The 18901-nt window shown below is 48.2% G+C and carries 13 protein-coding genes; 11 read left to right on the top strand and 2 right to left on the bottom strand.

Annotated features, from left to right (window positions below; all coding sequences use genetic code 11):
• Positions 1 to 75: 75 nt before the first annotated feature.
• A complete protein-coding gene (locus M2134_RS01885; RefSeq protein ID WP_280749706.1) occupies positions 76 to 2358 on the bottom strand; it encodes a lamin tail domain-containing protein in 2283 nt (760 codons plus the stop codon).
• A 134-nt stretch (positions 2359 to 2492) separates the two neighbouring features.
• On the opposite strand from M2134_RS01885, the gene M2134_RS01880 reads away from it, so the two are divergent.
• The 9 genes from M2134_RS01880 to M2134_RS01840 all read left to right on the top strand — a co-directional run bounded on the left by M2134_RS01880 (position 2493) and on the right by M2134_RS01840 (position 12535).
• Positions 2493 to 3503, top strand: a complete 1011-nt coding sequence (locus tag M2134_RS01880; protein WP_280749705.1) for an aspartate-semialdehyde dehydrogenase — start codon at positions 2493 to 2495, stop codon at positions 3501 to 3503.
• Between the two features lie 296 nt (positions 3504 to 3799).
• Positions 3800 to 5101: a phenylacetate--CoA ligase gene (locus M2134_RS01875; RefSeq protein ID WP_280749704.1), complete on the top strand. Its 1302-nt coding sequence runs from the start codon at positions 3800 to 3802 to the stop codon at positions 5099 to 5101.
• A gap of 10 nt (positions 5102 to 5111) precedes the next feature.
• A complete protein-coding gene (locus tag M2134_RS01870; RefSeq protein ID WP_280749703.1) occupies positions 5112 to 5537 on the top strand; it encodes an amino acid-binding protein in 426 nt (141 codons plus the stop codon).
• A gap of 541 nt (positions 5538 to 6078) precedes the next feature.
• Positions 6079 to 8460 (top strand): TonB-dependent receptor, encoded by a 2382-nt coding sequence (locus tag M2134_RS01865; protein WP_280749702.1) that lies wholly within the window; start codon positions 6079 to 6081, stop codon positions 8458 to 8460.
• Positions 8461 to 8490: 30 nt separating this feature from the next.
• Positions 8491 to 9894, top strand: coding sequence for a DUF4374 domain-containing protein (locus M2134_RS01860; protein ID WP_280758116.1), 1404 nt, complete (start codon positions 8491 to 8493; stop codon positions 9892 to 9894).
• Between the two features lie 14 nt (positions 9895 to 9908).
• Positions 9909 to 10736, top strand: a complete 828-nt coding sequence (locus M2134_RS01855) for a ferric reductase-like transmembrane domain-containing protein (RefSeq protein WP_280749700.1) — start codon at positions 9909 to 9911, stop codon at positions 10734 to 10736.
• A gap of 70 nt (positions 10737 to 10806) precedes the next feature.
• Entirely contained in the window at positions 10807 to 11616 is an 810-nt protein-coding gene (gene bamD / locus M2134_RS01850) for an outer membrane protein assembly factor BamD (RefSeq protein WP_280749699.1), read from the top strand.
• A gap of 39 nt (positions 11617 to 11655) precedes the next feature.
• Complete coding sequence (locus M2134_RS01845; RefSeq protein WP_280749698.1) at positions 11656 to 11988, top strand: DNA-directed RNA polymerase subunit omega; 333 nt, start codon at positions 11656 to 11658, stop codon at positions 11986 to 11988.
• Positions 11989 to 12076: 88 nt separating this feature from the next.
• The gene (locus M2134_RS01840) at positions 12077 to 12535 is read left to right on the top strand and encodes a DUF4293 domain-containing protein (protein ID WP_280749697.1); all 459 of its coding nucleotides are present in this window, start codon (positions 12077 to 12079) and stop codon (positions 12533 to 12535) included.
• Between the two features lie 61 nt (positions 12536 to 12596).
• Here M2134_RS01840 and M2134_RS01835 read toward each other — a convergent pair whose 3' ends face one another.
• The gene (locus tag M2134_RS01835; RefSeq protein WP_280749696.1) at positions 12597 to 13499 is read right to left on the bottom strand and encodes a nucleotidyltransferase; all 903 of its coding nucleotides are present in this window, start codon (positions 13497 to 13499) and stop codon (positions 12597 to 12599) included.
• Between the two features lie 417 nt (positions 13500 to 13916).
• Here M2134_RS01835 and M2134_RS01830 point away from each other — a divergent pair, with 417 nt between their 5' ends.
• The gene (locus M2134_RS01830) at positions 13917 to 15095 is read left to right on the top strand and encodes an AAA family ATPase (RefSeq protein ID WP_280749695.1); all 1179 of its coding nucleotides are present in this window, start codon (positions 13917 to 13919) and stop codon (positions 15093 to 15095) included.
• 171 nt (positions 15096 to 15266) lie between these two features.
• Entirely contained in the window at positions 15267 to 18809 is a 3543-nt protein-coding gene (gene nifJ / locus M2134_RS01825) for a pyruvate:ferredoxin (flavodoxin) oxidoreductase (RefSeq protein WP_280749694.1), read from the top strand.
• The last annotated feature ends 92 nt before the right edge of the window (positions 18810 to 18901 follow it).

Genomic DNA, 18901 nt, shown 5'->3' with positions numbered 1-18901 from the left:
TTTTTTTGAATTTCTATTTATTTACTAATGTGCAAAGGTAGGGATTTCTCCCATAGGATGCGAAGAAAACTGTTTTTAATAAACCAGAAAGACCTCTTTGAATCGTTTGGTATCTCCCTTGTAATGGTATAATTCGATATACAGGATATAGAGACCCGACTGCAATCTCTCCCCGTTTTTCCCTTTGCCATCCCACGACAGATTGCCGGAAGTGCCCAATAATTCATTGTTACTGATCTCGGCGACCATCCGACCGGAAAGGGCATAGACCAATGCTTTGCATTTGTATCCCGCCTGCTCCAGGTAGTAGCCAATGCTGTATTCCCCGGTTTCTTGGGAATAGAGGGGCTTCTCTATGCCTGACGGGTCTTCCTTTTTGGGTTGGAGGTATTGGGAGTTTTGGTAACCGGGTGTGCCATATCCGGCAGTCGCGGCGGCCGAAGTCCAGTTTGCCTCGTCCTGTGTCGGCTCGTCGGGGTCGATCCGTTCGAGGGCAACCCCCTTCTTATCCTTTATCGAGCTATCGTGCCATTTGGCCGAATAGGCGACTTCGTCGATCACCTCGCCATCAGCAGTCCGGAAAAGCACCAGGGTCGATCCCTCGTTGTTGAGGATAGGTAGTTTCATTTCGTAGAGGTGCTCGGGATAGAGGATCGTATACTGGCGACTAACACTTATTATTGATTTGGTGAGTAAGAGGAAGCCGTCCGCTTCTAAAGCCGGAAGCGATGCCAGGTTATAGGCAGTGTTGAGGCTTCCGTCGCTCTTTCGGGTGGCAATCGCCAGGCCTGCCAATGGGATATCCTCGTCGGAACGGTTATATAGTTCGATGTACTCCTCTTCCTCTGCATAGGGGTTGGGCAGTAGCTCATTGAAAACAACGCTGAAGGGCTCTACCGGCGGGAGTTCCGGTTCGGGCTCTTCCGGTGTGTAATTGGGGTCGGAGTTGATGCTTCCGGGTGTTCCTCCTTTCGGGTCTGTTGAGACATACCAGCCGTCGGCTCCTCTTTCCCAGGATCGCCCGGGGCTGGCTTTCTCATAGGTAACCTCGTCGATTAATTTCCCCGACGGGTCTTTCAGTTGAAGTCGTTTGCCGTCGTTTGCCAGCTGCGCGGGGAAATTATCTAATCCCATTCCTGTCCCTTTCTCTCCGGTGGCTACCTCTCGCCCGGCTCGGTATAAGAGGAGGTAGTGGTCGGGAAGAAGCGCCTGCGGAGTTAGTGCGATCTCCCGTGTGTCGTAGACAAAGTGCCACCCTTCCATCTCGATGGTCTCGCCCGATCGGTTCAACAGTTCTACATACTCCGTCTGCGGCAAACCGGTCAATGCGGAGGGATCGGCCATGATCTCATTAAACAATACGCAGCCTTCGGTAAACGCCGGCTTTTCCGGATCGGGCTCTTCCTCGGGGGTGGAACAGATCGCCGTAAAGGTATATTCGCCTTGAAAAGGCAATTGACGCTTTTCATCATAGAGATTGGAATAGAAGAGGGTGTAGGTGGTTTGATTTTTAAATCCCTGCGGCCATACCGGGCGAATCAATAACCCGTCTTCCGTTTGATAAATGATATTGGTCTCGCCCAATTCGCTTAACACAAAACGCCCTTCATTGGCATAGACAGGCTGATCGAACTCCAGTATGACCGCCGTGTCTCCATCCTGCTCTCCCCCTATTAAACGGGGTGGGACAGTAGGTATATCGGGTTCCTCCTCATACGGTGTGTAGGACTCAATGAAGAGGTCGTCGATGTATTTATCTTTGGAATGATCTGTGGAGTATTTGACGACCATCATATAATTACCGGGCGCCTCCTCCCACGGCAAGGTGGCCTCTCCCTCTTTGACATAGTCCGCATCGCCATCACTTTTGCTATACAGGGTGCATAGTCCATCCTGATCGGTGGTGATCCGGAAAGATACCTCCTGGTTCGCCTTTTCAAAAAGAGTCCGTCCTTTTATCAATACCTCCTGGCCGATATTGCCTCTTTTCAAACATAGGTCTATGCGCTGACTGTTTCCCAGTCGCAAGAGGAGAGCCAGCCCGCTCTGTTCCGGATTGGCCTTTTCACACCAGAGGTAGAAATGAAAACAGTTATTACTTGTCCCGCGGTAGGCGCTTCTGACCCTGCCTTCCCAGGTGTTGCCCAGGAGGGCAACTGATCGGATGTATAGTTTTCTCTCTCCGCTTCCGGGATTTGTGTATAGCTGTAGCTCTCTCTCTGCGTTGATTTTGAAATGAGCGGTATCGCCCTGCCAGGGGTAATGCGAGGTGATCTTTTCCCCGTCGAACGATTCAATTAACTGTGCGGATAAACAAAATGGAAGCAAAAGTGCCCAAAAAAGATAAAAATGTCTCATAGTCGTAGCGGTTTAAGTTAAATTGATTATCTTTGCACCCCAATTAAGACTCTATGTCATAGGGAGAAACAAAGATATCCAAGTAAGACAAAGATATCATTTTATATTTATTAATCAAATTAATCGTGCTCAAAATGAAAGTAGCAATTGTTGGAGTAAGTGGAGCTGTAGGACAGGAATTCCTGCGTGTGCTCGACGAAAGAAACTTCCCGATGGATGAGCTGGTGCTTTTTGGCTCATCTCGCAGTGCCGGACGTGTTTATACCTTTGGTGATAAACAGTACACCGTCAAGGAACTGAAACATAACGACGACTTCAAGGGAGTGGATATTGCTTTTACATCGGCCGGCGGAGGTACCTCTGTTGAGTTCGCCGAAACGATCACGAAGCACGGTGCGGTGATGATCGATAACTCGAGCGCATTCCGTATGGATAACGATGTGCCTTTGGTGGTTCCCGAAGTAAATCCGGAAGATGCCCTTGACCGTCCCCGCGGTATTATTGCCAACCCGAACTGTACGACGATCCAGATGGTGGTTGCCCTCAAAGCGATCGAGCAGCTGTCGCATATCCGTCGCGTACATGTATCCACCTATCAGGCTGCCAGTGGCGCCGGAGCAACGGCGATGGCCGAATTGGTGAAACAATACGAACAACTCTTGAAAGGCGAAGAGCCGACCATCGAGAAGTTTGCTTATCAGTTGGCGTACAACCTGATCCCACAGGTCGATGTGTTTACCGACAACGGATACACCAAAGAAGAGATGAAGATGTATAACGAAACACGTAAGATCATGCATTCCGATATCGAAGTGAGTGCGACCTGTGTACGTGTTCCGGTGATGCGTGCCCATAGCGAAGCGACCTGGGTGGAGACCGAGCGTCCGATCAGCGTAGAAGAGGCAAAGAACGCGTTTGCCAATTTCGAAGGCATCATCCTGCAGGACGATCCGGCCAACAAAGACTATCCGATGCCGTTGGATATCACAGGCAAAGACCCTGTTTATGTAGGCCGTATCCGCAAAGACCTGGCCAACCCGAACGGCTTGACCTTCTGGACCGTTAGCGACCAGATCAAGAAAGGAGCCGCCCTCAATGCCGTGCAGATTGCCGAATACCTGATCAAGGTAGGCAATATCAAGTAAGACGATTCAACGAACATTTTATCAGATCACCGCCCCATTCCTGCTCGCAGGGATGGGGCGGTTTGCGTGGGACGGGTAGGGAGTATAGATTGCACAGGGTTTATATTCAAATTTTCCCAATATTTGAATATACTCCCCCACCTCCTATCTCCTATTTCCTTTCTCCTCCCCCTTTTACTAATCATATATAACAAAAAATGCGCTTTTTTGAAGAAAATGTTGTTTCTTTGCAGCTATTAAAAACGATTTGAAAGAAAACGAACGGATTTACTAACTAAAAGAAATGTCTACGGGTCATGATGTGGAATGAGATGATTGAGAGCATGAGTCGGGAGGAGATGCGCAAACTCCAAAGCTACCGCCTGAAAAATCTGGTTGAACATGCTTATCACAATTCACCGTTTTATCGGAAAAAAATGCAGGAGATGGATATTACGCCGGGTGATATTCAATCGATCGATGATATTGTTAAATTGCCTTTTACCGTCAAGCAGGATTTGCGCGATAACTATCCTTTTGGATTGATGGCTGTTCCGATGTCGGAGATTGTGCGTTTGCACGCCTCGTCGGGCACGACGGGCAAGCCGATCGTGGTGGGCTATACCCGCAAAGACCTCTCGATGTGGTCGGAGGTGGTGTCGCGTTGCCTGATCGCCTACGGAGCAACTAAAAACGATATTGCCCAGGTATCTTATGGCTATGGCTTGTTTACCGGTGGCTTGGGTGCCCATTCGGGTATTGAATCGATTGGGGGCACGGTGATTCCTATGAGCAGTGGGAACACGGAAAAGCAGATCTCGCTCATGCATGACTTTGGTGCCAATATCTTATGCTGCACCCCTTCGTATGCCTTGTATCTGGCCGAAACGATCCATGCCTCCGATATTCCGCTGGAAGAATTCAAACTGCGCATCGGGGTGTTTGGCGCGGAGCCCTGGACGGAGAATATGCGTAAGGAACTGGAAGATAAACTACATATTAAGGCATATGATATTTATGGCCTAACAGAGATCTGCGGACCGGGTGTCGGCGGGGAATGTCAGTGTCAGAACGGCACACATATCTGGGAGGATCATTTCTTTCCGGAGATTGTGGATCCGGTGACTATGCAACCGGTGGCGCCGGGCGAACAGGGTGAGTTGGTGTTTACCACCCTGACCAAGGAGGGTATGCCGATGATCCGTTACCGCACGCGCGACCTGACATCGCTTCATTATGAGACATGCGACTGTGGACGTACGGCAGTGCGTATGGGGCGTATCCTGGGACGTTCGGACGATATGCTGATCATCCGCGGGGTGAATGTGTTCCCGTCGCAGGTGGAATCGGTTCTGTTGGAGATGCCCGAGTTCGAACCGCATTATTTTATTGTGGTTGATCGTGTGAATAATACGGATACCTTCCAGGTACAGGTTGAATTACGTCCCGAATTTTATTCGGATGAAATGAATAAAATGTTAACTTTGAGGAAAAAGATCGCCGCGCGTATGCAAAGCGTGATCGGTATTCAGCCGGAGATCAAAATCATGGAGCCGCGAAGTATCGAGCGCAGCATGGGCAAGGCTAAACATGTGGAGGATAGGAGAAAACTTTATTAAATTACACAACATGATCGCAAAACAACTATCTATTTTTCTGGAAAACAAGAAGGGACGATTTACGGAAGTGGCCAAGATCCTGGGTGAGTCGGGTATAAATATGACTGCTTTTACGGTGGCTGAGAACTCCGATTTCGGGATTTTACGGCTGATCGTTTCAGATACGGAGAAGGCTATCGCGGTATTACGCGAACGGCTGTATGGCGTGAGCGTGACGGATGTGGTTTGCCTTCGTTGCCCCAATATTCCCGGATCGCTGGGCAAAGCGATGGATATCATCACGAATGCCGGAGTTTTTGTAGAGTATATGTATGCCTTCTCGGAAGGCGACACCGCCAATGTCATCATCCGCCCCGATAACCTGGAGAAATGTGTCGAGGTGTTACAAGCCAACAAGCTGGAGCTGTTGGCAGCCAGTGATTTGTATAAGTTATAAGGTTTTATGCCACGGATGAGATAGGCAGTAGGAGTTTTAACTTCGGATTTGTGAGGAGTTCCAAATTTGGGTAAAATTGGGAAGTCCGGAAGGACTTAGATGTGGATAACCCCGTGCAAACCGTAGGTGCAGCTCGGGGTTGATAGTATCAGAAACACGAGCTCCGTAGGGGCTCAACAGTTGACCTCCTACGGAGCTCATTTATAGACATTACTTCAACCCCGAGCTGCACCTACGGCTTGCACGGGGCTATCCAAGTTGAAGCCCTTTCGGGCTTTCTGCACATCTTCCCATCCCCTCCAACTTGAAATAAAACCCTGCACTATCCGTATAGTTCGTGCCAACCACTAACCACTAACCACTAATCACTACCCATTAATCATTACTCATTACTCCCCCCCCCCTATATCCCCTTTTATTAGTAACAGCGCCTACCAAAATACCTAAATCGGGTGATTTTCCGTCGCTCGGTGAAGCTCTACCTTTGCGGTCGATTTAATGAATCAATCATAACAAACTATTCTATTAAATACTGCTTGGGATGAAAAAGGTGATCTATATTTCTATCTTTCTGTTTTTCTTTTGCTCTTCGATGGTGTATGCGCAGGGGCGTGTCACCCTCTCCGGAAAGGTGACCTCTACAGAGAAAGAGGCATTGAGTTATGGTACGCTGTTGTTGAAAGGCACCTCGTGTGGCAGCACGACCGATCAGGACGGCCTCTATTCGTTTCAGGCACCGGTTGGGGAGTATACATTGGTGGCCTCTTTTCTGGGGTATGAAACGTTTGAGCAGCGGGTGACACTGGTGGCTGGGAAAGAGGAAACATGGGATATTGAGCTTGCGCCCCAAATGGCTGAATTGGACGAGGTGGTCGTGGTCAGCAGTCATATCAAACGGGTCAAGGAGTCGGCGTTTAATGTGGTGGCATTGGATGTGAAAGAGTTGCATAACTCAGCAGCCGAGATCAAAGATGTATTGGCTAAGGCGCCGGGTATAAAGGTGCGGGAGTCGGGTGGCGTAGGGTCGGAGGTGAACTTCTCGTTAGACGGGTTCAGCGGGCGGCATGTGCAGTTTTTCCTCGACGGGGTGCCTTTGGATACACGGAACTCCTCGTTTAATATCAGCAATATCCCGGTTAATTTCGCTGAGCGTATCGAGATCTACAAAGGGGTGGTTCCGGTCGAGTTTGGTGCCGATGCTTTGGGAGGTGTGGTCAATATCGTGACGGGCGGCAACCGAGAGCGCACGCTGGTCGATGCCTCTTACTCGTATGGTTCCTTCAATACCCACAAGACATCGGCTCTGGTGAATCATACCACCAAGCAGGGGCTGACCATGGAGTTGAATGCCTACCAGAATTATTCCGACAACAACTACGCCGTCTATACGCCGGTGGAAGACCTGGAAAACGGACAAATCAATACGAGTCAGGTAGAAAAGGTAAAGCGTTTTCATGATACCTACCACAATGAGGCGGTGATCGCGAAAGTGGGTTTGGTGGGCAAGCCGTTTGCTGACCGTCTGTTGTTGGGTATCAATCTCTCACAAAGCGATAAGGAGATACAAAACGGCGTGCGCCAGGAGATTGTTTTCGGGCAGAGGCGCCAAAAAGCAAAGTCTTTCATGCCCTCCTTGGAATACCGCAAGCGGAATCTCTTTACCAAAGGATTGAATGCCTCGTTGACGGCGAACTACAACTACAGCCAGACACATCTGTTGGACACGGCGACCTATAAATATAACTGGCGCGGCGAGTCGGTCTATAACGGCGGTAAGCTGGGCGAGCAGAGCTATCAGAACACCCAAAACGATAATCGCAACTGGCAGGTGACCGCCAACCTGAACTACCGGATCGGAGAGGCACATAAGATTGTATTGAACCATGTATTGACCGCCTTCGACCGCAAGAACAACAGCCGCTCGGAGACGCAGACACAAAACGGGATTGCCAACCGGTCGCGTAAAAACATCACTGGACTTTCCTACCAATATAATCATACGAACCGTTGGAACGTTTCGCTCCTGGGGAAATACTACAACCAATACAACGCCGGACCTCAGAACACCTCCTCCGATCCGACCCGGTTCGACTATGTGAAATCGAGCCAACGCACAGATGCTTTCGGCTATGGTGCGGTAGCCTCCTATTTCCTGTTGGATGATATTCAACTGAAGTTGTCGTATGAGAAAACGCTTCGCCTGCCAACCAATAGTGAATTGTTTGGTGACGAAGATCTGGAGGTCGGCAAACTGGAACTGAAGCCGGAGCGCAGCGACAATGTGAACTTCAACTTGAATTATGAGTACACGATCGCAAAACACCACTTCTATCTGGAGGGCGGCCTGATCTATCGCAACACGAGCGATTATATCCGTCGTGTGACCAACCGCTATTCCGGAGGACTTTATTATGGCGCTTATGAGAATCATGGCAACGTGGTCACCAAAGGTGTCAGCGCGGAGTTGCGCTACAGCTATGCCAACCTGTTTTCGATCGGCGGCAACCTGACACATCAGGATATCCGCAACAACGAACGATATATCAATGGCTATGAAGGCAGGGAGAGTTCTACCTACAAACAACGGATGCCCAACACCCCCTATTTCTTCTTCAACGCCGATGCGACTATTTCTTTTCGCGATCTCGGAAAGAAAGGGAATCTATTGACTATAAACTATTTCAATACCTACGTGCATGCCTTCTCGCTCTATTGGGAAAATGAAGGGAGTAGTAGTTCGAAATTGAAAGTCCCGAAGCAGTTTTCGCACAATCTGAATATCAGCTACAGTATGAAAAACGGGTGGTATAACATCTCGTTCGAATGTCGGAACCTGACCGACGAACGTTTGTATGACAACTTTAGTCTGCAGAAAGCGGGACGGGCTTTTTATGGCAAGATCCGTTACACCTTCAATAAGTAAAACAACTATAAAACAGTAGATAAAATGAAAATGAAACATTCAGTATGGGCTTTGATGGCCCTATGCGCAGGCTTTTTGACAGCCTGCGACAGCGACAGTGACAACAACCTGCCGAACGGCGGGGAAGAGGAAAGTGTGGAAAAGTATATCGTTGCGGCATCGGGCGCGGAGGCGATCTATCTGTTGGAAGCAGAGAATCTGGAAGCCGGCAGCTTGACAACAGAAGGTGCTCCCGTAGAGGTGGAAACGGCCACTGCCTGGTTGTTTCCTAAAAATCAATATGCCTATCGCCTGGTGTATGCGCAGGGCAATGCGGGTACAGGCTCATCCTATAAACTGGACGAAAGCGGCCATTTGGTGGAGCGTGAGATCGCATTCAGCATCACCGACCGCTTTACGACCTATGGGATATACGGCGACTATATTATCTGTGCCGCATCGGGCGCGACCGATCAATACGACACGGTAGATGTCGACAAGTCCTACCCGAAATATGGGGTGACCTTTACTTATCTGGATACCGAAGAGCAAACCAAACACAATAAGACGATCGTCACGGAAGACCTCCTGGGTAATGGCGAACGCTATACCGTATCGGGTATTGTGGAGTCCGACGGGAAATTCTTTACCGCGCTCTGTTCGGAAGGATTTAGCCCGTACGGTGTGTGGAAAAACCATGATGCGATCGTAGAGCAACTGACGGCTGCCGGTGAAGATATCGACGCGACTATTATCAAAACCGAAGCGGGACTCTACAATAGTATCGGGTCGACCATCTATCCCAACGAAGTGGCGGTGGCGATCTACGAAGGAACCAGCTTTGAGAATCCGATTATCCTGACCGACGATCGCTTGAGTACGGCAACCTCCCGCTACCGTTCCCAGTATTATTCCACCATCGATGTGGCGGATAACGGTGATGTGTATGTGTTTTCCGCCAACCACGCCGGAGCGCGCGAAGGGATTTATAAGTCGGACAGACCCTCGGGAGCTATCCGTATCAAGGCGGGTGCAACCAGCTTCGATAGAGATTATTTCTGCGATATCACCGCCTTGTCGGGAGGGCATAGCCTGTTTAAGGTATGGCATATTTCGGGGAACTACTTCCTGTTGCAGATGTTTGCCGAGCCGGGATTCTATACCAGTGGCATGAACCAGAATACCAACCGTCTAGCGATCCTGAAAGCTGATACCCAAACGTTTACCTGGGTGAACGGCATGCCCGACGACAATGCGATCAGCAGCCTGGGCTCTTCTCCCTATTTTGAGGACGGGAAAGCCTATATGCCGGTTGTTTTCCGGAAAGCGGATGGTGAGGAGGTGGCCGATGATCCCGCGGTGTATTGTATTGACGCGACAACAGCGAAGGCCACAAAGGGATTAACCATCAAGGCGGACAACGGTGTCAGCGCCATCGGAAAGTTACATAATTAAATCACTATAATGTTATGATAAAAATACTCATAGACCTACTCTCGTTCCTGCGGACCACCGTGCCATTGCTCTTTTGCGTGGCGGTGTTTGCCCTCTTGTTTGTATGGCTGGCTAAATCGATAAAGAGGTATTATTACATCTATTATACCCTGTTTGCTATCCCTTTCCTGATGGTAGTTGTGCCCTCGTTGCTTCGGATGATCGGCGTGGAAACTTCATTTAATTTCACCCGGATTCCGGTGTTGGGGGAGTTGCTTCGTGACTATATACACATGGCAAGCCTGGGACATCCATTGTTGATTATCATCATGTATATGGGGGCACTCGATGTGAAGAACCCATACGTGAAGCGATTGATGAGTATCCGCAAAGAGATATCGATCCTGTCGGGCTTTCCTATCCTTACTCACTCGTGGATACGCGTTTTGAATAATTTCCCGAAGGCTTTGAAATACTTTACCGATCACTCGGCATTTATGGAGAATCCTCGGGTGACGAGTGAACTGGGTGCCGGTATTACCAATACGGTATTGGTATTGGGTATTGTGATGCTTGTGTTGTTCCTGATCCTTTGGATTAGCTCCTTCGATGTTGTCCACAAACGCTTGGGTGGCATCCGATGGAAAAAGATTCAACGGTGGTCGTATGTGTTATACGCTTTGTTGTTTATCCATGCCATGGGATTGCAGGTGGGGCGCATGGTGAGTAGTACCACCGACATAACAGTAAAACAGTGGATCAGCGTTTCCTCTCTCTTATTAATTTACGGCTCCTACCTGATTCTCCGGGTGCGAAAAGCCAGAAAAAAGGGGGAGAAGAGGAGGATATCTACTATTGCATAGGCATTTATTAACGTTTTGTGTTTCGTATATTGATGAGATTGCACTAACTTTGCGGGCTAAAAGTATGCGAATGAAAAAGGTTATCCTATTTTTGATGATGAGCACCTTGTTCTTTTCCTCTTGTGGGGAATATAACAGGGTATTGAAGAGTACGGATTATGAATACAGATATTCATACGCCAAGAAATACTTTAATGAAAAGAAATACACCAAATCGGCCACGCTGTTAGAAGATCTGTATCAGAACTTCCGTGGAACGGCTTATGCGGAGGAATCTCTTTATTTGTTAGCACAAAGCTATTACGGACAGAAGGACTACCAGACCGCTTCCCAATATTTCGAAACATACTACACCATGTATGGCAAAGGGGAATATGCCGAATTGGCACGCTTCTATTCCGGATACGGGCTTTACCTGGATTCGGCCGATCCTCGTTTGGATCAGTCGATGACCTACAAGGCGATCGAGCAGATGCAGCTCTACCTGGAGTCGTATCCGCAAAGCGAACGCGCCGCGCAGGCACAGGAGGTGATGTTCGAACTGCAGGAGAAATTGGCGTTGAAAGAGCTGATGGCGGTGCGGTTGTATTTTAATCTGGGTTTATACATGGGTAACAATTATGATTCTTGTGTGATCACGGCGCAGAACGCGTTGAAGAATTACCCGTATAGCAAGTATAGAGAAGAATTGATGTATTATATTGTTCGTGCTAAATACGAAGTGGCGTTGGTGAGTTTGAATGAGAAACTACAGGGACGTTACCGCGAAGTGGTGGACGAATATTACAACTACGTCAATGCTTTCCCGGAAGGGAAATACCTGCGGCAGGTAGAGCGCTACTTCAATTATGCCAGCAGCCGCATACAAGATTCGTATTAAGCCAACCCCAAAAGGAAATTTTTAATTAATCAAATAGATATGGATTACAGAAAATCGAACGCTCCAGTGACTACCGTTACCCGTGACATGATGCAGATGTCGGAGGACACCGGTAACATTTATGAAACGGTAAAGATCATCGCCAAACGGGCGAACCAAATCAGTGTGGAGATGAAAAGCGACCTGGAAAAGAAACTGCAGGAATTCGCCTCTTACAATGACAACCTGGAGGAAGTGTTTGAAAACCGTGAGCAGATAGAGATTTCACGTTATTACGAAAAACTTCCGAAGTCGACCCTTATCGCTACGCAGGAATACCTGGAAGGAAAGGTTTACTTCAAGAACCCGGCGAAAGAAAAGAATAATTTTTAAGAAATGGATAATGGATAATTGATAATTGATAAGATGGCTTTTGCCTCATTATCAATTATCAATTATCCATTTTCAATTATACAGAACCATGTTACAACGAATACAAACAGTTTATCTTCTACTTGTAAGTCTCTTGTTTATCGCGTTATTGTTTATGCCGCTGACTGTTATCACGGCTGATCAGGTATATCGCTTTGATGTGACAGGACTGAATACGACGCTTCCTGAGGCAGAGCTTTTGTTCCCGACCTGGGGATTGTTTGCCTTGACAGCACTCATTGCCTTATTGGCCTTCGTGACTATTTTTCTTTTTAAGAACAGAATACTTCAGATCCGTCTCTCTATCTTCAATGCGTTGTTGATGGTAGGATTCTATGCCTTGGTGTTCTATTATGTGTATAACTTGAAAGGTGATATGGAGGGAGCAGCGGTCAGTATTAAGTTTGGCTTGGCTTTCCCCTTGATAGCGCTTATCCTGGATTGGCTGGCGATACGGAATATCGGAGCTGATGAGGCGTTGGTGCGCTCGTTGAATCGCTTGCGTTAGTAGAAAAATATAAGAAATAAAAAGACCTCCTTTGCCGATCGGCAGAGGAGGTCTTTTTTTATTAGAATAACTTCTCAGGATACTCCCCGGCATCGACCAGGGCTTGGATCTTAGCCACCACATCGGGGCGGTCGGCAGCATAGGTCACGCCAAACCATTTAGAGGTCGTGTCTAACACCTTCACGCGGGCCGTTCCTTCGGTGATCAATTTGTTTACCATCAACGGAATGAAATATTCGCTTTTGAGGTTGCCGCTGTTGGCTTTCAGGAATTCTACGAAATAATCTTCTGAGTATGTGAAGTAGTCGGGCGTGAATCCCCACATATTCATAGACACCGGCGTTTTCGGATCCAATACGACCTTCTGATCGTTCTCGTCGATAAACTGGATTTCGCCGTCGATCTCTTCGATCGCTGTTCTTTCCACCACGCCTGTCAGATAGCCATCATTATTTGTTTCGCATACGCCACGCGCCACAGAGCCACTTTCGCTCAGGGTATTGCCTACGCGGTAGCCCACCATGCAATAGTCGTTTTTTTTGCCTTCCATCTCCATCAACGCTTTGCCTAACACGGCGAAGCTATCGCGTCCGTAGAAGTCATCGGCATTGATAACGGCAAACGGCTCCTGGATCACCTCTTTACCCATTAATACGGCATGGTTGGTTCCCCACGGTTTTTCGCGTCCTTCCGGCACACTGAAGCCTTCGGGCAATTTGTTTAATTCCTGGAAGACTACCTCCACCGGAATATGATCTTCATATTTAGAAATGATCTTTTTACGGAAATCCTCTTCGAAATGCTCACGGATAACAAACACCAGTTTGCCGAATCCGCCACGTATCGCATCGTAAATTGAATAGTCCATGATGGTTTCGCCGTTCGGTCCCAGTCCATCCATCTGTTTTAATCCTCCGTAGCGGCTCCCCATACCGGCCGCTAACACAAATAATGTAGGCTTCATAGTTTATATTCTTTAGAATGTATAATGTTAGATTGTCCCGCAAAGATAATAACTACTCCTCTATAATCAGCCTTTTCAAAATATCATTTTGCTCTGCACTTCGCTTCGCTCGCTAAGCGATTGACAAATTGCTTTACGCTGCGCTAAGCGAAATATCATTTTGTCAAAATCGCCCGACTATTTTTCCAAAAACGTAGGGGTATTTAAAATTAGTCCCGCGAGTAACACTTTTTAACGTATCATATTGTGAGGCAAAACCGACTTTTTGCTATCAAAATGTCAATCGGCTTCATTTCCGTCAAACGAACTTGTTTGATAATTCCGATTTTATAATCTGGAACTTTTTTTGCAATCTCGGTATTGCAAATCGAGAATGTTTCCTATCTTTGTAACCGCTAAATAAGATCGACAAACAACGTGGAATCATTTTACAAAACACATAAGTATCTTGTTGAGCACCTGTACTCTCCGGTGCGTCGCGGTTTGATGGATGAAATCGACTGGAACGACCGGTTGATCGGGATCAAAGGCTCGCGTGGGGTAGGGAAGACGACATTCCTGTTGAGTATCGCCCGGGAACATTTCGGGGCAGACAACAAAGAATGTCTCTACATCAATCTGAATCATTTTTATTTTACGGAACGCACCCTGATCGACTTTGCTTCGGAATACCGGGCGAAGGGAGGAAAGGTATTACTTCTGGATCAGGTGTTTAAATATCCCGATTGGTCGAAAGAATTGCGTTATTGCTACGACCACTTCACGGATCTGAAGATTGTCTTTACCGGTTCGACCGTGATGCGGTTGAAGGAGGAGAACCCGGACCTGTCGGGCAAAGTGGTCTCTTACCATCTCAGGGGATTCTCTTTCCGGGAGTTCCTGAACCTGATGTCGGGCAATAGCTTCCCGATGTACACCCTGGAAGAGATTATAGCGAACCACGAAGAGATTGCCAAGCGTATCTGTTCGGTGGTGAAGCCGATGGCCTATTTTCAAGACTATCTGCACCATGGTTTCTATCCTTTTTTCTTAGAGAAGAGAAACTTCTCGGAGAACCTGTTGAAGACCATGAATATGATCCTTGAGGTCGACGTGCTTTACATCAAACAGATCGAACAGACCTATCTGCCGAAATTGCGCAAGCTGCTCTATCTGTTGGCCATCAACGCTCCCTGTACTCCTAATGTGAGTCAGTTGAGCAAAGAGATTGAGACATCGCGGGCAACGGTGATGAATTATATAAAATACCTGACAGATGCGCGGTTGATGAATATGCTCTATCCGGTAGGAGAGTCATTCCCGAAAAAGCCCTCGAAGGTGTATATGTATAGCTCCAACCTGATTTACCCGATCCGTCCCGAGGAGGTGAATCTGCAGGCGGTGCGCGAGACATTCTTTTTCAACCAGTTGATGAAGGACAGCCTCTTGAATGAAGCGCCCCGGAATGCTCATTTTCTGGTGAATGAAACCTATCATTTCCGCATCGAAGAGAATGTGAAAATAAAGAACAACCCGGATTTCTACTATGCGGTAGATAAAACGGAAATAGGCGAGGGCAATATGATCCCGTTGTGGTTGTTTGGGTTCTTGTATTAGACCTCTCCCCCGACCCCTCCCCACAAGGGAGGGGAGAAAGAAAGGTATTTATAGCGAAACGATGAATAAAATAAAATAAATAATTTATAAATGAGACCATTCTCAACTCTCCCCCTCCCTTGTGGGGAGGGGGTCGGGGGGGAGAGGTCGATACTAATAGTTTATTGGTTTATGACAAAGCAAAAGAAATTTTTAACCTGTGATGGTAACCAGGCTGCTGCACATATCTCGTATATGTTCAGTGAAGTAGCTGCGATTTATCCTATCACACCATCGTCTACTATGGCAGAATATGTAGACGAATGGGCTGCTGCCGGACGTAAGAACATCTTCGGCGAAACAGTGTTGGTGCAGGAAATGCAATCTGAAGGTGGAGCGGCCGGTGCCCTTCACGGTTCGTTGCAGGCCGGTGCGCTTACTACGACTTACACAGCTTCTCAAGGGCTGTTGTTGATGATCCCTAACATGTACAAGATCGCCGGTGAATTACTGCCTTGCGTATTCCACGTATCGGCTCGTACATTGGCGTCTCACGCGTTGTCAATCTTCGGTGACCACCAGGATGTGATGGCTTGTCGCCAGACAGGCTTCGCTATGTTGGCTGAAGGTTCGGTACAAGAGGTGATGGACCTGGCTGCCGTTGCGCATCTGTCGACCATCAAATCACGTGTTCCTTTTGTGAACTTCTTCGATGGTTTCCGTACTTCTCACGAGATCCAGAAGATCGAAGCGTTGGAAAACGAAGACCTGGCTCACCTGATCGACCAGGAAGCACTGGCTGAATTCCGTTCACGCGCATTGACTCCGGAGAACCCGGTAGCTCGTGGTATGGCGGAAAACCCGGACGCTTTCTTCCAACACCGCGAATCAAGCAACTCATTCTATGAAGCAGTTCCTGCTATCGTAGAAGAATATATGAACGAACTCTCGGTAATCACCGGACGTAAATATGGCCTGTTCGACTATTACGGTGCGCCAGATGCCGACCGCGTGATCATCGCTATGGGTTCTGTTACGGAAGCGATCCGCGAAGCCATCGACCACCTGACTGCTCAGGGCGAAAAGGTTGGTTTGGTAGCTGTTCACTTGTATCGTCCGTTCTCAGCGAAACATTTCCTGGCTGCTGTGCCTAAGACAGCAAAACGTATCGCTGTGCTCGACCGTACGAAAGAACCGGGAGCTAACGGCGAACCGTTGTATCTCGACGTAAAAGACTGCTTCTATGGACAGGAAAATGCTCCGGAGATCGTAGGTGGTCGTTATGGTCTGTCTTCAAAAGACACCACACCGGCTCAGATCCTCGCTGTGTATGAAAACCTGGCGATGAATATGCCGAAGAACCAATTCACTATCGGTATCGTTGACGATGTTACCTTCACCTCTCTGCCTCAGAAAGAAGAGATCGCGATGGGTGGCGAAGGCATGTACGAAGCGAAATTCTACGGTTTGGGAGCTGACGGTACGGTAGGTGCCAACAAGAACTCTATCAAGATCATTGGTGACAATACCGATAAATACTCTCAGGCATACTTCTCTTACGACTCGAAGAAGTCGGGAGGTTTCACCTGTTCACACCTTCGTTTCGGGGATACGCCGATCCGTTCTACTTACCTGGTGAATACACCGAACTTCGTGGCTTGCCACGTACAGGCTTACCTGCGTATGTACGACGTGACCAAAGGGTTGCGCGAAAACGGTACCTTCCTGTTGAATACCGTATGGGATGGCGAAGAGCTGGCAAAACACCTGCCTAACAAGGTGAAACGTTACTTCGCACAGAAGAACATCACCGTATACTATATGAACGCGACGCAGATCGCCTTGGAGATTGGTCTGGGCAACCGTACCAACACCATCCTGCAGTCGGCTTTCTTCCGCATTACCCAGGTGATCCCTGTTGATCTGGCTATCGAACAGATGAAGAAATTTATCGTGAAGTCTTACGGTAAGAAAGGGGAAAATATTGTGAATATGAACTACGCGGCTGTTGACCGTGGTGGTGAATACAAACAACTGACTATCGATCCGGCATGGGCTAACCTGGCGGACGAAGAAGCAGCAGCTAACAACGATCCGGCATTCATCAACGAAGTAGTTCGTCCGATCAATGCACAGGATGGCGACCTGTTGCCGGTTTCTGCTTTCAAGGGAATCGAAGACGGTACCTGGATGCAGGGCACAGCTCAGTATGAAAAACGTGGTGTAGCTGCCTTCGTTCCGGTATGGAATGCTGAAAACTGTATCCAATGTAACCAGTGTGCTTACGTTTGTCCTCACGCTTCTATCCGTCCGTTCGTGTTGGATGAAGCCGAAATGGCAAATGCTCCGCAGACCGATTACCTGGATGTAAAAGCTCCGGCAGCAATGAAAGGCATGAAGTTCCGTATCCAGGTAGACGTATTAGACTGTCTGGGTTGTGGTAACTGTGCGGATATCTGTCCGGGCTTCAAGGGCAACCAGGCATTGAAGATGGTTGACTTGGAATCTCAATTGGGCGAAGTGCCTAACTGGGAATACATGACCAAGAACGTGAAGAGCAAACAACACCTGGTGGATGTGAAATCGAATGTGAAGAACTCACAGTTCGCTACTCCGTTGTTTGAGTTCTCCGGCGCTTGCTCGGGTTGTGGTGAAACACCGTATGTGAAGTTGGTAACTCAGTTGTTTGGCGACCGTCAGATGGTAGCTAACGCGACAGGATGTACCTCTATCTATTCCGGTTCTGTTCCTTCTACCCCGTATACCAAGAACGAAAAAGGACAAGGTCCGGCTTGGGCTAACTCCTTGTTCGAAGACTTCTGTGAGTTTGGTTTGGGTATGCAGCTGGCAAACGAAAAGATGCGCGAACGTCTGGTACGTCTGATGAACGAAGCGATTGCGAAAGATTGCCCGGCAGACATGAAAGAACTTTTCGAAGCATGGATCGAAAACCAGAACGATGCTGATAAGAGCCGTGAACTGGGCGACCAGATCAAAGCTGCTGTTGAAGCAAACGCAGCAAACTGCTCGATCTGCAAAGAAATTGCTGAGCTGAGCCACTACTTAGTGAAACGCTCACAGTGGATCATTGGTGGTGACGGTGCTTCTTATGATATCGGTTACGGAGGTCTCGACCACGTGATCGCTTCAGGCAAGAATGTAAATATCTTAGTGCTCGATACCGAGGTGTATTCTAACACCGGTGGTCAGTCTTCTAAAGCAACGCCGGTAGGCGCTATCGCTAAGTTTGCGGCAGCCGGTAAGCGCGTACGTAAGAAAGACCTGGGTATGATCGCTACAACATATGGTTATGTATATGTTGCTCAGATCGCTATGGGCGCCGACCAGGCACAGACCCTGAAAGCCCTGCGCGAAGCCGAAGCTTATGACGGACCATCTTTGGTTATCGCTTATGCTCCGTGTATCAACCACGGTATCCGCAAGGGTATGGGTAAGAGCCAGGCAGAAGAGAAAGAAGCCGTAGCTTGTGGTTACTGGCACCTGTGGCGCTACAACCCTGCGTTGGAAGCCGAAGGAAAGAATCCATTCACGCTCGACAGCAAAGATCCCGACTGGTCGAAGTTCCAGGACTTCCTCAAAGGCGAGGTGCGCTTTGCCTCTGTGGCGAAACAATACCCGGCCGAAGCAGCCGAATTGTTCCAAGCCGCCGAAGACAATGCGAAGTGGCGTTACAATAGCTACAAACGCATGTTAAGCCTGAACTGGGGCGAATAAAAAAAATCGGCTGCTCACATCGAGCAGCCGATTTTTTTTAGTGTTTAGTGATCAGTGTTTAGTGGTCAGTGTTTAGTAATGATTAATCACTA

It is taken from the genome of Parabacteroides sp. PM6-13, from assembly GCF_029892605.1.
In the GTDB taxonomy this organism is placed as follows: Bacteria; Bacteroidota; Bacteroidia; order Bacteroidales; family Tannerellaceae; genus QVMG01.
The sequence above is the reverse complement of the archived record's forward strand: the minus strand, read 5'-3'. Positions and strand labels throughout refer to the sequence as shown.

Bases quoted from the DNA above. Each gene is read 5' to 3' on its own strand.
- M2134_RS01885 (WP_280749706.1), bottom strand. From the start codon at position 2,358: ATGAGACATTTTTATCTTTTTTGGGCACTTTTGCTTCCATTTTGTTTA.
- M2134_RS01880 (WP_280749705.1), top strand. From the start codon at position 2,493: ATGAAAGTAGCAATTGTTGGAGTAAGTGGAGCTGTAGGACAGGAATTC.
- M2134_RS01875 (WP_280749704.1), top strand. From the start codon at position 3,800: ATGATGTGGAATGAGATGATTGAGAGCATGAGTCGGGAGGAGATGCGC.
- M2134_RS01870 (WP_280749703.1), top strand. From the start codon at position 5,112: ATGATCGCAAAACAACTATCTATTTTTCTGGAAAACAAGAAGGGACGA.
- M2134_RS01865 (WP_280749702.1), top strand. From the start codon at position 6,079: ATGAAAAAGGTGATCTATATTTCTATCTTTCTGTTTTTCTTTTGCTCT.
- M2134_RS01860 (WP_280758116.1), top strand. From the start codon at position 8,491: ATGAAACATTCAGTATGGGCTTTGATGGCCCTATGCGCAGGCTTTTTG.
- M2134_RS01855 (WP_280749700.1), top strand. From the start codon at position 9,909: ATGATAAAAATACTCATAGACCTACTCTCGTTCCTGCGGACCACCGTG.
- bamD (WP_280749699.1), top strand. From the start codon at position 10,807: ATGAAAAAGGTTATCCTATTTTTGATGATGAGCACCTTGTTCTTTTCC.
- M2134_RS01845 (WP_280749698.1), top strand. From the start codon at position 11,656: ATGGATTACAGAAAATCGAACGCTCCAGTGACTACCGTTACCCGTGAC.
- M2134_RS01840 (WP_280749697.1), top strand. From the start codon at position 12,077: ATGTTACAACGAATACAAACAGTTTATCTTCTACTTGTAAGTCTCTTG.
- M2134_RS01835 (WP_280749696.1), bottom strand. From the start codon at position 13,499: ATGAAGCCTACATTATTTGTGTTAGCGGCCGGTATGGGGAGCCGCTAC.
- nifJ (WP_280749694.1), top strand. From the start codon at position 15,267: ATGACAAAGCAAAAGAAATTTTTAACCTGTGATGGTAACCAGGCTGCT.